The 21056-nt window shown below is 44.4% G+C and carries 16 protein-coding genes; 13 read left to right on the top strand and 3 right to left on the bottom strand.

Features of this window, described 5'->3' with window-relative positions:
- The first annotated feature begins 157 nt into the window (after positions 1 to 157).
- Both F6K51_RS18060 and F6K51_RS18055 read left to right on the top strand, forming a co-directional pair.
- Positions 158 to 1453 carry an AAA-like domain-containing protein gene (locus F6K51_RS18060; protein ID WP_293022408.1) on the top strand — a complete coding sequence of 432 codons (1296 nt, stop codon included), beginning with the start codon at positions 158 to 160 and terminating at the stop codon, positions 1451 to 1453.
- Positions 1402 to 4065, top strand: coding sequence for an AAA-like domain-containing protein (locus F6K51_RS18055; protein WP_293022407.1), 2664 nt, complete (start codon positions 1402 to 1404; stop codon positions 4063 to 4065). Before F6K51_RS18060 ends, F6K51_RS18055 begins: the two co-directional genes overlap by 52 nt.
- A gap of 82 nt (positions 4066 to 4147) precedes the next feature.
- On the opposite strand, the gene F6K51_RS18050 is transcribed toward F6K51_RS18055, so the two are convergent.
- Positions 4148 to 4588: an FHA domain-containing protein gene (locus F6K51_RS18050; protein WP_293022406.1), complete on the bottom strand. Its 441-nt coding sequence runs from the start codon at positions 4586 to 4588 to the stop codon at positions 4148 to 4150.
- 280 nt (positions 4589 to 4868) lie between these two features.
- On the bottom strand, positions 4869 to 7268 hold the full coding sequence (locus F6K51_RS18045; protein WP_293022405.1) for a heavy metal translocating P-type ATPase: 2400 nt from the start codon (positions 7266 to 7268) through the stop codon (positions 4869 to 4871).
- A 481-nt stretch (positions 7269 to 7749) separates the two neighbouring features.
- Here F6K51_RS18045 and F6K51_RS18040 point away from each other — a divergent pair, with 481 nt between their 5' ends.
- The 8 genes from F6K51_RS18040 (at position 7750) to F6K51_RS18005 (ending at position 16746) form a co-directional block, all read left to right on the top strand.
- Complete coding sequence (locus F6K51_RS18040) at positions 7750 to 9144, top strand: methyltransferase domain-containing protein (protein ID WP_293022403.1); 1395 nt, start codon at positions 7750 to 7752, stop codon at positions 9142 to 9144.
- 24 nt (positions 9145 to 9168) lie between these two features.
- Complete coding sequence (locus F6K51_RS18035; RefSeq protein ID WP_293022401.1) at positions 9169 to 9774, top strand: ureidoglycolate lyase; 606 nt, start codon at positions 9169 to 9171, stop codon at positions 9772 to 9774.
- Between the two features lie 462 nt (positions 9775 to 10236).
- On the top strand, positions 10237 to 10530 hold the full coding sequence (locus tag F6K51_RS18030; protein ID WP_293022399.1) for an aspartate 1-decarboxylase: 294 nt from the start codon (positions 10237 to 10239) through the stop codon (positions 10528 to 10530).
- Positions 10515 to 10748, top strand: a complete 234-nt coding sequence (locus F6K51_RS18025; RefSeq protein WP_293022396.1) for a hypothetical protein — start codon at positions 10515 to 10517, stop codon at positions 10746 to 10748. Before F6K51_RS18030 ends, F6K51_RS18025 begins: the two co-directional genes overlap by 16 nt.
- Before the next feature lie 47 nt (positions 10749 to 10795).
- The gene (locus tag F6K51_RS18020) at positions 10796 to 12115 is read left to right on the top strand and encodes a TauD/TfdA family dioxygenase (RefSeq protein ID WP_293022393.1); all 1320 of its coding nucleotides are present in this window, start codon (positions 10796 to 10798) and stop codon (positions 12113 to 12115) included.
- A 48-nt stretch (positions 12116 to 12163) separates the two neighbouring features.
- Positions 12164 to 13468 (top strand): TauD/TfdA family dioxygenase, encoded by a 1305-nt coding sequence (locus F6K51_RS18015; RefSeq protein ID WP_293022390.1) that lies wholly within the window; start codon positions 12164 to 12166, stop codon positions 13466 to 13468.
- Positions 13469 to 14078: 610 nt separating this feature from the next.
- Entirely contained in the window at positions 14079 to 15185 is a 1107-nt protein-coding gene (locus F6K51_RS18010; protein ID WP_143727804.1) for a peptidoglycan-binding protein, read from the top strand.
- A gap of 247 nt (positions 15186 to 15432) precedes the next feature.
- A complete protein-coding gene (locus F6K51_RS18005) occupies positions 15433 to 16746 on the top strand; it encodes an N-acetylmuramoyl-L-alanine amidase (RefSeq protein ID WP_075903234.1) in 1314 nt (437 codons plus the stop codon).
- Between the two features lie 202 nt (positions 16747 to 16948).
- Here F6K51_RS18005 and F6K51_RS18000 read toward each other — a convergent pair whose 3' ends face one another.
- Complete coding sequence (locus tag F6K51_RS18000; protein ID WP_293022387.1) at positions 16949 to 18559, bottom strand: CPBP family glutamic-type intramembrane protease; 1611 nt, start codon at positions 18557 to 18559, stop codon at positions 16949 to 16951.
- Between the two features lie 230 nt (positions 18560 to 18789).
- Between F6K51_RS18000 and F6K51_RS17995 the strand changes: the two genes are divergently transcribed.
- From F6K51_RS17995 to F6K51_RS17985, 3 genes are all read left to right on the top strand, one after another.
- Positions 18790 to 20139 carry a histidine phosphatase family protein gene (locus tag F6K51_RS17995; protein ID WP_293022384.1) on the top strand — a complete coding sequence of 450 codons (1350 nt, stop codon included), beginning with the start codon at positions 18790 to 18792 and terminating at the stop codon, positions 20137 to 20139.
- 161 nt (positions 20140 to 20300) lie between these two features.
- Positions 20301 to 20597, top strand: coding sequence for an acylphosphatase (locus tag F6K51_RS17990; RefSeq protein WP_293022382.1), 297 nt, complete (start codon positions 20301 to 20303; stop codon positions 20595 to 20597).
- 74 nt (positions 20598 to 20671) lie between these two features.
- The gene (locus F6K51_RS17985) at positions 20672 to 21040 is read left to right on the top strand and encodes a hypothetical protein (protein ID WP_293022379.1); all 369 of its coding nucleotides are present in this window, start codon (positions 20672 to 20674) and stop codon (positions 21038 to 21040) included.
- The last annotated feature ends 16 nt before the right edge of the window (positions 21041 to 21056 follow it).

Below are 21056 nucleotides of genomic sequence, written 5' to 3'. Positions count from 1 at the left end.
TGGGGCTAAAGCAGTTGAGACCTTGAAAGCTATTGAGATCAGGTGACTTATGGCCAACTTATAGTTGATTGCCGACTTGTACCTGAGTTGTACCTGAGTTGGGCTGAGTGACTATAAAAGATAGTTATAGTTTGAGTAGTTCATCGAACCGACAACTATGTCTCGCTCACTCAGAGTTCATCCCGAGTCTATTGACCAGGTGAAATTAGCTCTTAAGCGCAACGGTTATCCTCGCCAGAAAGACTTAGCTGAGGAATTGGAGATATCTCTATCAACCCTCAATAATTATCTCAATGGCCGACCTGTCGATAACCTGAATTTTCAAGAAATTAGTGAAAAATTGGGGCAAGACTGGAAAGCGATCGCTTTTCTAGATCAAGAAAGCGCACCAAGCAATAGCAATGTTAATCCAGATCCGTGGACACCGGATTTAGATCAGGAGGAAGCTATCCCTGACGTTGACTATTATGTTGAACGTCCTCCCATTGAAAGCACTTGTTATCAAACACTTTTACGTCCAGGTGCCTTGGTGAGAATTAAAGCACCAAGTCTAATGGGGAAGACCTTACTGATAGCTAGAGTGCTGAAAAAGTTGGTTGCCCAGCAGGGCTATCAAACTGTTTATATTAACCTACACCTGGCTAACCATGCTGACCTTGGCAATCTTAATTCATTACTCAAGTGGTTTAGCTTCTGTGTCAGTGAAAGTTTAGGATTAGCTAATCGATTAGCTGATTATTGGTACGAAGGATTATCGACTAGTAAAATGGCTTGTACCAACTACTTTGAACGGTATTTGCTAAGGCAGGTTAACAGGCCAGTAGTTCTATGTTTGGATGAAGTTGACCGAGTTTTTCCTCATCGTGATGTGGCATCGGACTTTTTAGGAATGCTAAGGGCTTGGCATGAGAAAGCCAAGATGGGTAAACGTTTAGAACGGCTCCGATTAGTGGTGGTTCATTCCACAGAAGTTTATATTCCCCTTAACCTTAACGAATCCCCGTTTAATGTTGGTGTTCCGATTGAGTTACCGGAATTGACCCAAGAGCAAATTATTGAATTAGCGCAACAATACCAACTTGATTGTACAGCATCTGAGGTTGAGCAATTGCAGGGGTTAGTAGGCGGACATCCCTATTTAATTGGCGAATGCTTTAACCATCTCAAATTTAATGGTATTGGTTCCCTCGAGAAAGTATTAAACAATGCTGCCACCGAAGCTGGGATTTATCGCAACCATCTACGACACCTCTGGCAGATGCTACAGCAACACCAAGCTTTGGCTGATGCTTTTAAAGATGTGATTGAGGCCAGTTGTCCGATTCCCTTAGAATCCCGATCGGCTTACAAACTACACAGTATGGGATTAGTTCATTTACAAGCACATCAGGTAACTCTCCGTTGTCAGTTGTATCGGGAGTATTTTCAAGCGCGATTCCAGGAGACCCCATGATGGGAACCCAGACTATGCAAATTTATCAAGTAGGCGGCGCATTACCCCTTAATGCTAGCAGTTATGTCAAGCGTCAGGCCGATGAAGAGTTGTATCAATACCTAAAAGCAGGGGAATTTTGTTATGTCTTAAATTCCCGTCAGATGGGGAAGTCTTCCCTGAAAGTTCAAACCATAAAACGGTTGCAACAAGAAGACATTGTTTGTGCTTCTATTGATATTACCATGCTCGGGTCGCAACAGATTCCCCCACGGGAATGGTATGGCGGTTTGATTAGTGGGTTGGTGTCTGAGTTGGAACTCTACGATAGGTTTGACGAATACCATTGGCTTCAACAGCACCAAAAGATTTCTCCGGTGCAGTGCTTTGGTAAGTTTCTCAAAGAGGTATTGTTTGAATATATTGCTCAACCGATTGTTATTTTTATTGATGAAATCGATAGTGTTCTGCAATTAAGTTTCAAAGATGACTTCTTTGCCCTAATTCGAGCTTGTTACAACAAACGGGCAGAAAATTCTGCCTATAATCGCCTCAGTTTTGTCCTGTTGGGGGTGGCGACACCGGGGGATTTAATTGGAGATAAAGACCGAACCCCGTTTAATATCGGACGGGCCGTGGAGTTACATGGCTTTCAACGCCATGAAGTTGAGCCGTTAGTTAGGGGATTGGCGGGACAGGTCAGCAACCCCCAGGCTGTTCTCCAGGAAATATTAGACTGGACAGGAGGACAGCCGTTTCTTACCCAAAAGCTGTGTCAGTTGGTGGTTAGTTCTGCCTCGGTTTTCGATCCCTTAAAAAAGGGGGAGAAGGAATGGATTGAGCAATTGGTGCGATCGCATATCATCTCGAACTGGGAAGCTACCGATGAGCCAGAACATTTGAAGACCATACGCGACCGCATCTTGAGTAATGAGCAACGGTCTGCCTACTTGTTGGAATTGTATCAGCAAGTGTGGCAGCAGGGGGAAGTTGTTGCCAATAACAGTTTTGAGGAAGGTAAGTTACAGTTATCTGGATTAGTGGTGAAGCAGAGAGTTGGAGCTTTTCCAGTTCTTAAAGTCTATAACCGTATCTACCATCAAGTCTTTAATCAAGACTGGATTGAACAAGAATTAGCTGCATTACGTCCCTATTCGGAAGGGTTTAGGGCTTGGGTGGCGTCGGGATGTCAGGATGAGTCGCTGTTGTTGCGGGGGAAGGCTCTCAAGGATGCTCAGGCTTGGGCGAAAAGAAAGAATTTAAGTTATTTAGATCAACAGTTTTTGGCGGCTAGTGAAAAGAAGGGGATTGAGGAGCAAATCGCTCAAGAAAAGCTGGAAGCAGAATTAGACAGAGAGAGGAAGGATAGGGAAGCGACCCAGAAGAGAAATCAGGTACTAACTGAGGCGAATCGGAAGGCTCAACAGCGGATTCAGATCGGCGCTGTGGTGCTAAGTATAGCTGTGTTGGGAGCAATTTTTTCAGGAGTAGTGGCAGGTAAGGAAGTGATCAGAGTACAGCAAGCTAAAGCTGCTCATAAAATAATCAAAGAAGATATCGAAACCATTAATCGCCTCTCTGAAGTTGCCGCAGAACTCCAAAACAAGGGGCTGTCTTCTGAAGCACAAGAGGCATGGGTTCAAGTCAGTAAGTCTACACTAATCCGAGAAGACAAACGCAATCTCAAGCAAGCCATGCTGCTAGCTTCAATTTCTTTAGCAAATCAGCAACTTAGTCAGAAGTACCAAGAATTTGAACAGGATAGTAAAGCAACCGAACGGTGGAATGAGGCTAGACAAATGATTAAACAGATCAAGAAAAACAATCTCTTACCCTCACAACCAAATTCAGATGTCCCCGAAGAATGGGCAATTCAGGTTCATGTCAAAAGAGTAGAAGGGAGCTTGTTGAGAACAGAAGGGCAGATCGAGAAAGCCTTAAAAGCTTACCAAGAAGCCTTTTATATCCTTGATACTGCTTGGCAAAAGTTTCCAAACGTTGATATTGATACAGAAATTCCTATACCTAGCTTTATTCCTCAAGAACAGTCAATCCTCTCAACGAATGCCGTAGAAAATTTTCATCGAGAATACATTGAGTTACTATCTGAAAACGGTCGAGACTCTCAAATTATCAAAGACTCTCTGTTGAATCACTTCCTCGCTGAACTTCACTTCTTTATGAAGTCGGGAAACTGGAAAGATGCTGAGCTAAAAAATGTTCGTATCATGCTTTACATCGCTGATCGAGAAAAAGAAGGTTGGCTCGATCTCAAACATATTGAACAATGTTCCTGCCAAAAGCTACGTACTCTTAACACCCTTTGGGTCAAACACTCAGATGGAAAGTTTGGCTTCAGTGTACAAAAGCAGATCTTGGACAAAATTATTGCTGAGCGTGGTTTACCCAAGGGAGAGTATGATGAATTATTAGATGAAACATGGTACGAGTGGTGGGAAAAAGTAAACTGGTATGCAGAAATTTTCAACAAAAACAAAGCGGAGGAAGGTCACTTACCCTTGGCACCGTGGAACACCAAGGAAAATCGTACTGTGACTTTCCGGAGAGAAGACCCAGTGACGGATTGGCGCAAGTCTTTTCTTAGTGATCTATTCTCCCGTTGCGACTGGTAAACTTTAACATCCTGTAGCTAACCGCTCAAACTATAACCTTAAAATTATAAATTTTAAGGTTAACTTGGCGGTCATTTACTTACTAATTATCCCATTCTTCCGAATCATCAATCATACCGGGATTAATTAGGGTAATATCATACTCATCCATTTGATCTACTGGATCAGTTGGGGTATTCTCTCGCTTCAGTAGATAATATTTAGCACTGACCTTAGGTGCGAAAATTACCTCATCTTCATCTTCGAGATCATGGGCTTGAAGCTTACGACCATTGATTAAAATGCCATTGGAACTAGCCTTCCCTTTGAGGTTACCATCAAAAATTCGGTAGTAGGGACTACCATCAGAACGTCTACGCCTTACTAAGGTCGCATGTCGGCGAGACACAAACTTTGAAAACAGGCGGATATCAGACTCTGGATCTCTACCGATAGAATATACCTCATCTTCCAAAGGAATCTGCTTGCTTCCCTTGTCATCCTCAATAATCAATAAATGGTTGTGGTCGGATTGTGTAGCCATGAATCGCTCGTGATCAAAAGGGTAATTGGTTGAGAACAATACTCTTATTTACTTACATTGGCACAGGTCTCAACCAGCTTGCGACTGACTTAAGGACTGATTTACCTAGAAAAATCTCCTGAGTGCTCAGCATTACCTGATTATTCCTTGAATCAATAATAGTAAACTACCAGACGCCAAGCTTACCCTATGGCCGTGGCTTCCGACCACCCAGGATACTGTAGCCTTCTGAAACCTTGCTGCTCTGATGGTCTATTCTAGGTATTCAAGCGAACTTGAACTAATTCCGCAAACGGGTTAGCAGCAGAGAGTTTGTGACAACACTAACTGAGCTGAAAGCCATGAAGGCACCAGCAGCAGCAGGAGAAAGTACTATCCCAAATCCTGGTAGTAGCCCACCAGCCGCTATGGGAATACCCAATATATTGTAACCGAATGCCCAAAACAGATTCTGGCGGATTTTGTTGAAGGTGGCTCGTGATAGGTCTATGGACTTGACCACATCGAGCAAGTTATTTCTGATCAGAATAATTCCTGCTGTTTCCGCTGCCACATCGGTTCCCCCATGCAAGGCAATCCCAACATCAGCTTGTGCTAGAGCTGGACTGTCATTGATGCCATCTCCCACCATAGCGACACAGTGTCCCTGGTCTTGAAGGTTTGCGATCGCATTAGCTTTGCCATCCGGAAGCACCCCAGCGATAACATCCTCTGGGTCTATTGACAAAGTTTTGGCCACAGCAGCCGCCACTTCCGGTCTGTCACCAGTTAGCATCATCACCTGCAATCCCAGGTCTTTGAGGTGTTCTACTGTTTCTTTAGCCTCCAATCTCGGAAGATCATTGACACCAATTAATCCAGCTAGTACCCCATCAACAGCTACATAAACTACTGTTTTACCCCCATCTGCCAAAGCCTTGACTTCACCTTGAGCAGTATCACTAATCGTAATACCCTGCTTACTCAACCAGTCTGCACTGCCAAGCACTACCCGTTGGTTTTCTACTAAAGCTGATAGTCCCAATCCTGGTTCTGTGTAAAAATCTTGAGCCCCTAACATCGGTAACTGTTGCTGTTGAGCTTCGGTAACAATTGCCCTACCTAAGGGATGGGATGTGCCACTTTCTGCTGCTGCTGCCAGTTGCAGCAATTGGCTAGCAGAAGATAGAGCAATGGTTTTCGTAGCAATCCCGCTCGGTTTGTTATTCTCTGTATCAGGTTGAATCAGCAGGCAATCGGTAACCGTAGGTTGACCCTGAGTTAGGGTACCGGTTTTGTCAAAAACCACAGTATCCAGCCGATGCACCTGTTCTAAAATGTCACCGCCTTTGATTAATAAGCCCCGCTTTGCCCCCAGGCTAGTACCGACTAGAATGGCGGTAGGTGTGGCTAGACCCAAGGCACAGGGACAAGCAATCACTAAAACTGCGATCGCTAATTTCAAACTCAACAGTAATGGAGAAGCCGCCATGGTTGACCAGACCTCCGGCCAGATTTTAGTCCCAGCCACGTACCAAAATAGGAACGTTAAAAATGCGATCGCCATCACCCCATAGGTAAAATACCCTGCTACCAAATCCGCTAACTGCTGTACTGGCGCTTTCCGAGTTTGCGCTTCCTCCACTAGTGCTACAATTTGTGCCAGAGTAGTTTCTTTACCAGTACGGGTTGCCTTTAGCACCAGCACTCCCGATTGATTCAACGTACCACCAGTAACCATGTCCCCTGCTTGCTTCAATACTGGTAGAGATTCCCCCGTTAGCATTGACTCATCAATCGATGAGAGTCCAGTAATCACTTCCCCATCGACAGGAACTTTTTCCCCAGGTAATATCCTTAACCATTCTCCCACCCGGACTTGCTCCACAGGAATTTCGATACCCCCTTGATCACCTTCTTTACTGTCTAATGTTCCAATCAACCGGGCTACCTGAGGCTGTAGGGATAGCAAAGACTCAAAGTCAGCAGTAGCTTGATATCTTGCCCCTTGCTCTAAGGTCCGACCTAAAAGAATAAAACCCAGCAACATCACTGGCTCATCAAAGAAACATTCCCATCCCAGGTTAGGGAATAGTAATGCCACACAGCTAGTGGTGTAAGCCGTCACCGCCCCCAGTCCGATCAACGTATTCATATTGGGAGCACCGTGCCACAAACCGCGCCCACCCTCTACGATAATAGAGCGTCCCGGAAGTAATAGCGCTAGAGTTGCCAATCCCCAATGGAACCACAAAGTACTCAATACTGGCACCATTGGTCCATGGAACCAATGACCGATATGTCCCACTGTAGAGAAGACAATCAGCACAGCAGCAATCACTAGTTGCTGGCGGTATGCTCTGGCTTCTTGCTGATGTCTCTGGGCTGGTGTTAACCTATCTTGGCTCTTAGTTCCCTGTTCAGTTTCAGGTAAACGGGGTTGACTAGGAAACCCTTTTGATGTAAGCAGCTCAGCTAGGACAGTTGGTTCTACCTCACCAGCTTGATACTCTACCACAGCTACCCCAGTTACCAGATTGACACAGGCTTTCGATACCCCAGGGTTACTGCTCAGTTGCCGTTCCACTACACCAACACAACCAGCACATTTCATGCCAGTTACATCTAATGTGATGGTTTCTACAGGCAAAGCTGGTTGAGTTAAGGTAGTCTTGGGATAAGTTGGGATAGATTTTGGCATAGATTTGGTGAACAGCTTCAGTAATAGTGGCAATGCCTAGATGATTAAGAAGAACACATGCCTCTTATTTCTAGCTTAGGCTAACAGCTGCTCAACTAGGCTACAGGTTTTTGTTAATGGTTATCATTATTTTGGTGTTTATGTAAATGACGACAGCAGGAGACTTGGAAAAAAAAAGCTTCCCCAGCTTAGATAATTCAGATCGCACTAACTTAAGGGTTTCGACAAGTTTTGGACGTGTTAATAGTTGATAAAAAAAGCCCTAAATAGATTAACTGTGCCAGTAGCTTAGTCTTGAAATTGCGATTGACCTTGGCCTTTTGGCCAAAAGGCCAGGGAATTATGAAGGAGAATATCAAGGAAATATGAAGTAAATATGAAGTATTTCAAGAAACGAGCACTTATGATTTTACTCTCATGAAGGGAATTTCCTTGAAAATCTAGTAAGTCTGACTTGTAAGTCTCAACTTAGACGAACAACATGACACAAAAATATACAGAAGCGGACACAGAAGCGTTTTACGATCACGAAGACAGCATGTATCGTAGCTTCTGGGATTCTGAAGGCAGTTTACATTGGGGCTATTTTGAAAACTTAGCGGACGCTCGTGCTCAAGACTTTGTCCCAGCTTGCCACCGTTGGAATGAATATATGCTAGCCTGCAGTGGGCTGACTACTGAATCTCGGGTACTTGATATCGGTTGCGGCAACGGCAACACCGCTATCTGGCTAGCCCAGCAGACAGGATGTGAAGTTGTGGGCATTGACATCAGTGCAGTCCGGGTTGACAATGCCAAGGCATTAGCTCAGGAGTATCCCTCCCTACGCCTGTCCTTTCAGAAAGCATCAGTAACTAGCCTACCTTTCTCAGACAATTCCTTTACCCATGTCTGGAGCCAAGCCACCCTTTACCATGTCCACCAGCGGGAGCTAGCTCTGAAGGAGATTTACCGTGTTCTTCAAGAACAAGGCATCTTCCTATTCGATGATCTGATCACGCCAGTGTCCGAGATCAGCGCAGAAGGCCAAAAGCACGTTTATCAACGACTACTGTTTGAACCAACATTTAGCTATGAGTCCTACGCAAAAACACTCAGTGAAATTGGCTTGATGGTGTTGGACGCTAAAGACTTGAGCGAACACCTAAATAAGAGCTACCAACTGTTGTCAGAGCTAGCTCTGAGCAAGTATCCGCAACTTAGCGCTTCCTATAATAAGATGTGCGAGGCGATTGCAGCTCGGGAACTCGGATGGAGTTTCTATCGCTGTCAAAAGGTAAGCGATCGCGTGTCGTGGATCTACGGAACTAATGATGAAAAAACTTTAAAAGATAAGTACAATGCTTGGGCGACCATTTACGATGCTGACTTAGACGAGACCTATCGTTGCTCTCCCGTTCTATCCGCTAGGGCTCTGGCAAAGGTACTGCCAAATAAAGCAGCAAGCATTCTTGATGTTGGAGCAGGTACAGGAATGGTAGGTGAGGCTCTGGCAGACCTAGGATACACCAACATTACAGCAGTTGACTTCTCCGAGGAAATGCTGGAGGTAGCTAGGAAGAAGCAAGTTTACACGGCCTTGCACCAAGGGAACGTGGCAGAACCTCTAACCTTCTCTACTCCTGAGGCGTTCGACGGGATTGTGGTGTTGGGGGTATTCACCTTTGGTCACGCCCATCCTAAAGGGTTGCGAAACCTATTCGAACTATTGAAGTCTGGAGGATATTTTGTCCTCACCCTGCGAGTTGACTACTACGAAAGCAACGATTCATTACAAGAGATTCTCGAAGAGCTGTCATGGAGTATACTCGATCGAGTAGAGTTTAACATCTTTGAAACAGAACCAATGGTTGCTCTCGTGCTTAAAAAGCACTAATTGCTGATAGTTTAAGGGAAAATCATGGCTACACCATGCAAATACTATGACGTTCCATTAAAAAAGCTAAACTCAAAAAATGCTGAAGGATTAGGAAATGTATTCACGGATTTTGAAGATGTTGAAATAGAGTTGTGTAAATGGCCAAACCCAGGGAAACGACCTCTTATTGCTAGGGGGGGTTATGGTACATTTATTGAAGACGAATTCAAAGTATATTGGCGTGGTTCTACGGTGCTTTCCGCTGACCATAAAAATGCTCGCGGTGGTGCAACTGGAAAGGCTGTAGTTGATCCTGAAACTAACTCTAACTATGTGCTAGTGCATTGGCTTAGCGCCCATCTAGATGCAGGAGAGGCTTTTATTCCTAAAAATGGTGAACCTAGCATCTTTTTATTAGCGCCTCCTGGGGACAATGTCAAAGCAGAAGATTTTGTAGCGCTTTACTCTGATGGTAGTTACGGCATATCAATTCATCCTGGAGTATGGCACACAGCTCCCTTACCACTGTCTGGAGAAGTAGTCTATAAAAATAAACAAGGCAGTATCTATGCTACCGTAGATTGTCTATTGTTGAAGGAGCAAGATACTTGTCTAAAGATTCCCCTTCGTAAACCTGAAGAAGACTGAGAATATAGATAGCAAACACAGCACGGAATGGATAGAAACAGATGATTTTATATAATTTGAAGTGCAAGTATTTCCCCTAGCCGCTTCTAAAGGAGCTAGAGCGCCAGTTAAGTAACTGTTAAACTGGCTATTTCAATGGATAGAAAGGGATAGGGCGGGAGGGAGAAAGGTAAATCGATGTATTTTCATGAAAATAGTGATGTATCAAAAAATGTGTCAACTTCTATTACTGAATAGCTGCTAAAAATCGCCTATTTAGTAATCATGGCAGACGAGAAAAAATCCGTATTTCGAGACTCATAAATCACTGATTAACCGAAGTGATTTAGGTTTTTGGTGATTGTTGGAGCGATGGTATAGCAATCTCAAATAGAGATCGTAAAATGCCAATGGCTAAGTCCAGAAATAGGCTCGTTCAAGTCAATTGAATTTTAATTCATTAAACTCAATGGAGGATAAATCATGGCGACCATCAAACTAATGCACGCCAAGCTACATCGAGTGCGTGTGACTGAGGCAAACCGCCACTATGTGGGCAGTGTCACGATTGACTCCGACTTGCTGGCACAGGTAGGGATTTTACCCCTCGAAGAAGTAGAAATTGTCAACATTGACAATGGCAATCGCTGGTCAACCTATGTGTTGCCAGGAGAAGCAGGTTCAGGACAAATATGTCCCAATGGAGGGGGAGCGCTACTGTGCAAAGAGGGAGATACCTTGATTATCTGGGCAAACGAGCAATGCGATCGCTTTTAGCGGAAGCTTCGCTTCATCGCGCTGAAATTTTGACTAGCGGACACCAAGCGCGGGTACTGATTGCTGACGAAAACAACTGCTGTCAGGAAGTTTTTTACCAGACTCTGACCCCTACTCTCAGCCCTAATGGAGAGACACTAGAATACAACGGCTATCAAACCACTAACGGCAAACAATTGACGTCTAAGTCAAAGGTAATGGTGGGGGCTCAAGCCTAGTCCTCAAATACATGGAAACCAAGTAAAACAAAAGATAAAGGTGAAACATGACAACCCTACTTCGGCAACTCAAAGCCGCTTTTCGGATCGAATCAGTTGCAGTGACCAACAACGGTGTACAAGTCACTTGGAAAGATGGTCATCACAGCTTTTACCATAACCTCTGGCTGCGGGATGCTTGCCACTGTCCCGAATGCTTCCAGCGGGATACATTGAGCCTTAACAGCTCAGAAGGGGAAGGACATGACCCCCTGAAAATGCCACTCAATCCCATCACTGAAGCGGTCAAGGTCGATCGTGAAGGCAATTTGGATATAGTCTGGGGCGGTCAAGAACCTGGACATCACAGTGTATTCGATCCATCTTGGCTGCGAGTTCACTGTCAAACAGACCCCGCCCTCAAACAGCGACGAAAACCCCAACTGTGGGATTCATCAGTGTCCATCCCTCATTTTGATTACCACGAAGTGATGAAAGACGATTGGGCACTGTTGCTGTGGTTGGACAAGATGCTGGAATTGGGAGTAGTCATCATTGACAACGTGCCCAAGAATCGAGAAAGTTTTCAGGCACTGATAGAGCGGATTGGACCGATCCAAGAACGATATCATCCCACCCATATCTTTACCTTGGATACAGCAAACAAACTGGCAGGGAATATTCACCACGCCTATCAGTATATGAAACGTTTAGATAATCACACAGACCATGTATCTTACAACGTTCCTCCCAGACTGCAATTTCTCGGATGTATCCAATACGATAACCCAGACAATGACAAACAGGCTTATTCTACCCTAGTGGATGGGTTCAAAATTGTCGAAGTTCTCAGAACCCAACAGCCAAAATTCTTCGAGTTGCTGACCACAGAGTATGTGCCAACAGGTCGCCGTCGCCTTGGTGTAGAAGAAAAGGTATCTAAGCATGAAATTGGCACCAAGAAGTACCAATGGGAAACTTATCATCGCCAGCATGTAATTAATTTGGATGAAACCGGTGAAGTCTACCAGATTCGTCACCATGAAAAAGACCGAGTGCCACTAGAGGTTTCCCCTGATAAGATTCAAGACTTATATGCAGCCTACCAAGCATTTACGGCACTAGCTGAAGCTCCTGAATATAACGCCGAATTTCTGATCGCTCCGGGACAAGTATTAGTTAACGACAACTGGCGATTACTCCACGGGCGTACCGCCATTCATAATCCTCAGCTGCGACGAGTTTTACTGGGAGCCTACATGAAACCAGAAACATTTCGTAGCAGACGGCGACTGTTACTAGGCAAAAAAAGCGGTATGTCAGATATCTGGTTAATGGGATGCTCAGACCGTGCTTTAGAAATTCTGGCAGACCGCACCACAATCTAAAGAAACCAAATACATTAGGAGCTTGATAAATAGGAGCTTGAAATTAAAATGACCACGCTACTTCGACAACTCAAACCTTCTTTTCGCATCGAATCCATAGCAACCCATGACAATGGTGTAGAGATCACTTGGAAAGATGGCCATCAAAGCTTTTACCATCATCTCTGGCTCCTAGATAGCTGTCGCTGTCCTAAATGCTTTCAGCGAGATACCTTAAGCCTCAATAATAGTGGACATGACCTCCTCAAAATTCCTTTAAACCCAACTCCTCAAGAGGTGACAATTGATCCTGAAGGCAATTTGGATATTGTCTGGGGTGGTCAAGAAACAGGGCATCACAGTGTATTCGATCCTTCCTGGCTACGAGTTCATTGTTACGATGACCCAGCCCTTAAACAAAAATCAAAACCTCAACTTTGGGATGCATCAGTATCTATCTCTTATTTTGATTATCATGAGGTGATGAATGATGACGACGTTTTATTGTCCTACCTGAATCAGCTCGTCGAACTAGGGGTAGCAGTAATTGAGAATGCTCCAAATGACGAACAAAGCTTTCGGGCATTGGTGGAACGGGTGGGGCCTTTACGACAACGTTATCATCCCACCAATGTATTTACTATGGATAGAAAGAACGCAGTTGCTCAGGCTATCCAACATTCTTATCAATTGGGACGTTTAAGAAATCATACAGACGTTACTGCCTACGATATTCCCACTGGAATCCAATTTCTGCAATGTACCCTCTACGACAACCCGGATAACGACAGACAAGCCTATTCCACCGTCGTTGATGGTTTCAAATTAGCAGAGGTAATCAAAACAGAAAACCCCTACTTCTTTGAGCTACTTACCACAGAATATATACCAGCAGGTCGCCGACGACTGTCTGTGGAGGAGAAACTATCGGAAAATGATTCCAGCGCTCGGAAATACGAATGGGAAGCTTACCGGCGTAATCATCTAATTAACTTGGATGAAAATGGAGAAGTGTATCAGATTCGGTATAACCACAACACCAGGATACCCCTAGAGGTTTCCTACGATAAAATTCAAGACCTATTGACAGCCTACCGAAGATTTGCCCAACTCTTACAAGATCCTGACTATAATGCCGAATTTCTACTGACTCCCGGACAGGTGTTAGTAGTTGACAACTGGCGAGTGCTCCATGGACGTACCGGTATCTGGAGTCCTTCCCTGAAACGAACTTTGCTAGGAGCCTACTTGGAGGAAGAAACCTTCCGCTGTAGACGGCGAATTTTGCTAGGGGAGAAAACTGGGATGTCAAACCTGTGGTTAATGGGATGCTCAGACCGTGCTTTGGAAATTCTCGCAGATCGCTATGTTTGAGATCATCGAATAATCTTAATTGATGGGAAGCGAAGCGCTCTCAACAACAGACAGCGCTTGCATCAGAAGATTAACGCTATTTTTAGGGCGCACAAACGTGCGCCCTAACTATTATAATAGTTGCTGAATATCACAAATTAGTAATTTGTTACTAACTAATATGCCAGTTATTAAACTGGCACAAGCAAAAAAAATTTTTACCCTCTGATTTTACTATACCTTTCCGAGGAATTGTTAAAGCAGACATAATATGACTTAAGGGTGAGATGCTGATTGCATTAACAGGGATTGGGCATGGTAACCCAGTCATTAGCTGTTTCCTGTCGAACTAACCAAGGACATTAATATCCTCTTGACTCTAACTGTTATAAGCGGAGGATTCTGCCCAATTTTGTCAAAGATTTGGCCGTAATCCCAGGCTCTAGTATTGAATATGAATATATAGTGGAAGAGTCTTGAGCTTGGTAGGGCTAACAACAGCTAGCTTGAAACGTCCTAATCACTCCTCCTAGGCAGGAGTGTACTTGAACTAACAAATACCAATCACGACTCACCAATCACGACTCACCAATCACGACTACTGCCACCATTTCATCTATGAGGGAAACTGATGGTCTTATCTTTGAAAATCGTACATGATACCTTCCTAAAACAGCAACCCGTACCCAGCCAGAAGATCGAAAATGAAGAGGATAAAGTTTGGGTCAAAAAAGGCAGGGAACTAGAGCTGCACAGCTGGGTAGACCTCAAAGAAGAGAAGTCTTACCTGCGGATTGCTTTGACCAAAGATGAATTTAATGGCAAGAATACCTGGTACGTCTACGAACCCCATGTGGAGGTTTGGGATGATGACAAGCAGTTGTTCCCTAAGAAAATATCCATCAAGGTCAGGAATGTTACCTCCTGCTCTACAGAAGTGGTTCGGGGGCTAGACAAGCAGATTATTGATGAAATGAACCGACTTATCCCGAATGTACTAATCAGCTTTGATGATTTAGATGTGCAACTAGGTCCTGCTGTCTGGGCTATGCTCCAACCCGCTGCCAAAAGAGCCCTCGAACGTGCTATTCAAGACCGGGGCGTTCCCATGGTAATTAATTCAGCCTATCGGACCATTGCGCAGCAATTAATACTATATAACCACTACAGAAATCGCCGTTGCGGTATTCCCATTGCTGCCCGTCCGTCTCGCAGTAATCACCAAAGTGGTCTAGCCATTGATATTTCAGATTACCTGAGGTGGCGACCTTACCTCCAGAAGTACGGCTGGCGATGGCTCGGTTGGGGGGACCCAGTTCATTTCGACTACGTAGGCAGAGGTACCCGAGACATTCGCGCCCTAGCAGTGCGGGCATTCCAGCGAGTTTGGAACCGCTATAATATCAATGACCGGATTTCCGAAGATGGTTCCTACGGACCATCAACCGAGAGACGACTAAACAATAGTTTTTCAGAAGGGTTTTCGATCTCGGTACCCTCCAAGAAAGAATCTGAGAAGTCAATACAATTTCGGGTACTGCGCCTAAGCCAACCTTACATGAAGGGAGAAGACGTACGTGCTATTCAACAAGCCTTGGCCAAAGCAGGCTATAGTCTGGATGTGGATGGTGTCTATGGACGAGGTAGCGAGGCAGTTGTAAAGCAGTTCCAACAACAAAACGGTTTAGATGTAGATGGAATTGTCGGCCCAGCAACCCGTGCCAAAATGGGACTTTAATTGAACACCATTGACCCTAACCGAATGGTAATGGTCAATGGCGAAACAATCTATCATTCATTCATTCATTCAGAAGTTCCCGAGGTATTCATCATTCCTAAATCATCATTGATGGTTTCATTTATTATTTCTCCGTAACTGACAATTTAAATGCGAAATGCGTAAGCTATTAGCACGATTTTTTAAAGCAATCTACCGAATTATTTTCCGACCAAAAAACGGTAAACTAAGGAGAAGAAACCCACCCATGGCACGTATTATAATTTCCGCTGGTCATGACCTCAAAGACCCGGGAGTAGTGGCTTTAGGCACAACAGAGTCTCGGGAAATGATACTTACCCGTAATGAAATTGTTAAAGAGCTGGAATTACGGGGAGTAGATTGTATAGTTGTTCCTGACTCTCTCAGTCGTCGAGACACAATTCGATGGATCAATGCCAATGCTGTGCCTGGTGACGTAGCCTTGGAAATCCATGGTAATGCCTTTAACGGTTCCCTGCGAGGGGCTGAAGCCTTTTACATCTATGGTAACGATGAAAGGCAGCTGGATGCTCAGCTCTTACTGAATGCCTTACTCCAAGAAATTCCTGAACTTCCCAGTCGTGGCATTCAAGCGGATATCCACTCTCCCAATCGGCGCGGCTTATCCTTTTGTCGTCAGGTAGCAGTCTCTTCCGTACTGATGCAGTTGTGTTTTCTCGACAATCCTCAAGACCTAGAGTTACTGCAAAATCAGCGGGAAAAATTTGCCAAAGGGATTGCTCAAGGATTAATTAAATGGAGCGGTCAGACTCCAAAAACTCCTGAGTTTCCTACTATCAATATCTTTATTAAACAACAGAAGTATGACGAAAAAGGGATTTTAATTAATAGCAATGCCTTTATCCCCGTTGATTTAGTGGAAATGCTCGGGATTAGCCTAACTGATCGAGAAAATATTCGCCAAATCAGTTATGGAAATGTTGTCTATGTCAAAGCGGTAGACTTACAGGAGTTTAATATAGCTGCATCCTGGGAAAATCAGACAAAAACTGTTATTTTAAATTCACTTCCCCGCACCTTACTCGAAGATGGTGATCAAATTATGGGGATGGGAAATGCCACTGAAAGCCAATTGAAAAGCTTTCTTGAGAAAAACAATGAAGACGGTTTAAAACAATTTCCTGACTTACCCAGACTTTACATAGAAGAAGCGGAAAATGAGGGAGTGAACCATGATGTTGCCTTCTGTCAGATGTGTCTGGAAACCGATTATTTACGCTTTGGAGGTAAGGTCAAACCTGAGCAGAATAACTTCTGTGGATTGGGTACCGTTGAGGCTAGTGCTGCTGGTGCTACGTTTCCTGACCCGAAAACAGGAGTTAAAGCTCACATTCAGCACCTGAAGGCATATGCCAGTACTGATATGATTAACGAGACCCCGATAGTAGACCCTCGTTTTGAATATGTGCCCAGAGGTGTTGCTCCTTCAGTTTATGACTTAGGCAGACGTTGGAATCCAGATTTGGAGTACGGGAATCAGATTATGGTATTTATTAAACAGCTTTATGGTGTTTTTTGAAGGATGAAGAATGTAATACGTAATACTTCACAAGTCATAATTTACACTTGATACTTGAAACTTCATACTTACAGCGTTTTTCATAACTATCAGGTACACAGGATTTTTTCCCTGTTCCCTCTTACCTGTTCCCTGTTCCCTGTTCCCTGTTCCCTAAAAGCCAGGAATTTGTAGCTCACCCAATCGTAAACCGCTGTAATTGTTAACTACTGCCTAAAACAAACAAACTCAGAAGCGTACCACTATTCCAGAGACTATGGAGCAGCATGGGAGCTAAAAGATTACGCGATCGCGTGTAAACGAATCCCAAGACAATTCCCAATGTGGCTAGGGGTAGGACTTCTGAGAGACTCAAATGAGCGATCGCAAAAATCAGACTACTTAATGCGATCGCTCCCCAAACTGGTAGATAACGAGTCAAAGAGGGCAACAAGAACCCTCGAAAGATTATCTCTTCAAACACTGGTGCTGCCACAGCTGCTGTCAGAAAAAATATCGTCAAAGCTATGGTGTCCTGTCCCTCCAAAGCTAGGGGCAACAGTGGGTTACTACCGCCGTTTCCTTGCCATAACTGTTGGTTAATCAGAGATACCACAATCACCAAGGGGAGTGCTATCAAATAGCCACCGACTCCCCAGACAATCCAGTTGCTGCGCCACTTGAAGCTAAACCAATCCTCTGGCAGGGGCAAAAAGGGCTTAATGGAAAGATACATCACTAACAAGCCCCCAAATGCCATGATTAGGTAAGTTAGCAACACATAGAAAGCACTCATCTGTACCGTAAAATTGGCTGGGTTAATTCCAACAATCCCCAGTGACAAACCAATTAAAACCGGTAACAGCAGTTGACCGATAGCGAAAAAACCAAAAATCAGCACTTGCCAAATAATTTCCCCATCCCAAGCTGTTTTCCATGGCACATTATGATTCGTTGCTATCAGGGATTGCTTACCTTGAAATAACAACTGACCAACCAAACACACTAAGATTATCAAACCCAATAGGGTGTTAAATCCTGGGATGACAGCGATAACGAATAATTTGACAATTGCTTGTTCAGCGGTTTCTTGTTCTTGGGTTTGGAGTAACAATAGGTCACTTTGGCGCTGCTGCACTTGATACAGCTGACTCAACGCCCGATAGCGGAACCAATTATCTAAGTTTTGTTCAATTTTTTGCTCAGCATCTGGTATTACCAGGGGTGGATCACTCCATAGACCCATTAATACCCCAGCAGTTTCTAATGAGCCATTAGAGTATGTCTGTTTATCCCAGGTTTCAATAGCAGCATCGGTTTTTCCTTGTTGAGCTTGGAGAATGCCAATACGCAAATCCAGCCGAGCAATCAGCTGTTCGATGTCAGACAATGACTCTTGCAATTGCTGCTGCTCCGAGGCATAGGCGTTTTGGGTCAGGGGAGTGACTGGTGATTGTGATTGCCCCCTATCGTTCGGTGTGGTTACCTTCCCTATGGAAAATTTTTGGAGTTTGGTCAGGACCTTTGACTGATTGGTCTGAGCCAATTGACGGGCTGTTTCATACTGTTTTTGAGCAGATTGAAACGGCTCAGCACCAATCAAAGCATTACGAGCCACAGTCCAATCTATCTTAGACTCCTGATTAAGCTGCTCAGATTTATCAGAATCAGGGTTTGTGTTCTGCCACTGCCAGCCATGAAGTACTAGATTGGTTTGGCGAAGTTCCAGATTAGTTTGAATCTGGGGCTGACCCCAGCTTTCTACCAGAGAAAGGCCAATTCTAGCGATCGCAAAAATCGTCAGTACAATTAAAACCAACCGTTTTCTAGTCATCGAACCCCCCAACACACAAGCATTTTGCTCATTAGTTACTAGTTATTTGTTGCTGGTCAACGGACAAGTAACCAATAACCAGTCACCAACTATACACTGCCAGTTTAGGGATGAGCTAGCTAAGTTACAATGACCTTGATGATTCGGAATCATCTCAGTATACCGAGTATACATTTGTCACCCTAGCTGACCCGGCTGAACCACATACCTGCTCATGGAGGAATAAGAGATTGGCTACCCGCGTCGTTATTGTCCGTCACGGTCAAAGTACTTACAACATTCAGCAGATCATTCAAGGACGCAGTGATCAGTCAGTCCTGACCGAAAAAGGTCGTGCTGATGCCCAAAAAGTTGGTACTGCCCTCAGTAGCCTCAGCTTTGATGCCATCTACTGCTCCCCTTTACAACGGGCAAAGCAAACCGCAGATATTATCCTATCCTATTTGCCAAACCCTCCCCAGTTACAGCCATCAGATCAGCTGATGGAAATCGATTTACCCCTTTGGGAAAATCTGCAAAAGAACGAAGTTTTGGAAAAATTCCCAGAAGACTACCAGCGCTGGAAAGAAAGCCCCCACGAATTTTCCATGGTCATTCCCACAGGGGTCGGGTCAAAAGAACATTTTCCTGTGCTTGAACTATACAAACAAGCAGAGCAGTTTTGGCAAGAGGTTATCCGCCTCTATCAAGGAGGTACGATTTTAATCGTAGCCCATAATGGTATCAATCGCTGCTTAATTAGCAGTGCCATTGGGGTAACTCCTGCTCGTTACCATAGTATCAGGCAATCCAATTGTGGCATCAATGTACTAAATTTCACTGGTGGTTGGGGAGAAACCGTACAATTGGAATCCCTTAATCAAACCTCCCACTTGGGAGAAACCTTGCCAAGAAGGGGAGATATTGACCAAGGGTTGCGTCTGTTGTTGGTGCGCCACGGTGAAACCGATTGGAATCGTGCGTCTCGCTTTCAGGGACAGATTGATGTGCCTTTAAATGATAATGGTCGTAAACAAGGACAGCAAGCGGGTGAGTTTCTAAAAGATGTCTCCATTGATTTTGCAGTGAGTAGCCCGATGCTGCGTCCTAAGGAAACTGCTGAAATTATTCTCCAGTCTCACCCCAATGTCAATTTACAAGTTGATGATGGACTCCGGGAAATCAGTCATGGCTTATGGGAGGGCAAATTAGAGTCAGAGATAGCCCAAGAGTATGGTGAATTGCTGCATCAGTGGAAAGTTGCCCCAGAAACGGTACAAATGCCAGAAGGAGAGAACCTACAGGATGTTTTGGAAAGAGCAGTGGCATCCTGGAATGGGATGGTTCAATCGGCTACGGCATCTGGTTCAGGATTTCAGACTGGCTTAGTGGTGGCTCATGATGCTATCAATAAAGTAGTACTTTGTGACATTCTTGGCTTGAGTCCAGCATTAATTTGGAATATCAAGCAGGGAAATGGGGCTGTCAGCGTAATTGATTATCCCCAAGGCTTAGACAAAGCCCCAGTATTGCAAGCGATGAATATCACCACACACCTATCTGGAGGTGTATTGGATAAAACAGCGGCTGGTGCGCTGTAGCTAAACAATAGGATCAAGTCCCATGCTTTGGGGTAAGTATGTTGAAGGTTGGTTGAAGGTTGACCCTAAGCAAAGCGTGTTACACTCAACCTCCCCGACAAAGGATGCTTAGGGCGAACAACCTTCAACATTAATTGGTGTAGTCAACAGCAAACTGCTAAATGCAAAACTCATCAACACCACACAAGCAAATCCGCACCCATGTTTTCATTTCCGGAAGAGTTCAAGGAGTTGGTTATCGCTACGCCACAATGCTTCAAGCTAAGCATCTAGGGGTGAACGGCTGGGTCAGAAATCTTCTTGATAAGCGTGTGGAAGCAGTGTTTGAAGGAAATACCGCAGCAGTAGAAGCTATGGTTCGTTGGTGTCATAGCGGACCGTTAAATGCTGTCGTTGACAATGTGGTGGTTAATAATGAGACACCAGAAGGTTTGCAGGGATTTGAAATTACCCACTAATCGGTATAGTTAAGCTTGGTTGTCAATGGGTTCGCGATTCGTGACCGTAGGTCAATCCCATTGATAACTAAAAATTGACATCTACTAGACTAGAAGATTCTAGACTAGTAGATGTCAGGATTAAGAAATTTCCTATGTCTACAGAAGATGCTCCCATCAATAGTGCTGTCTTAGTCACCATCATTGGTGAATCAGTAATTCGAGAAAGCCTGGTGAAGCTAATCAAAAGCCACGGGGCTACTGGTTATACTGTTAGTGATGTACGGGGAGAGGGGGGTCACGGCAGACGCCTAGGAGATATTCCCGGCTACAACACCAATGTTGAAATTAAGACGATCGTATCCCGGGAAGTGTCTGATGCAATTCTGCGTGCTATAGCCGAATACCGCAATCGTCACGCCTTAATTGCCTACCGACAGGATATAGAAACCTTAAGCAATTAGAGCACCAATCAAGTAA

This window comes from Moorena sp. SIO3I8 (genome assembly GCF_010692325.1).
Taxonomy (GTDB): Bacteria; Cyanobacteriota; Cyanobacteriia; order Cyanobacteriales; family Coleofasciculaceae; genus Moorena.
The sequence above is the reverse complement of the archived record's forward strand: the minus strand, read 5'-3'. Positions and strand labels throughout refer to the sequence as shown.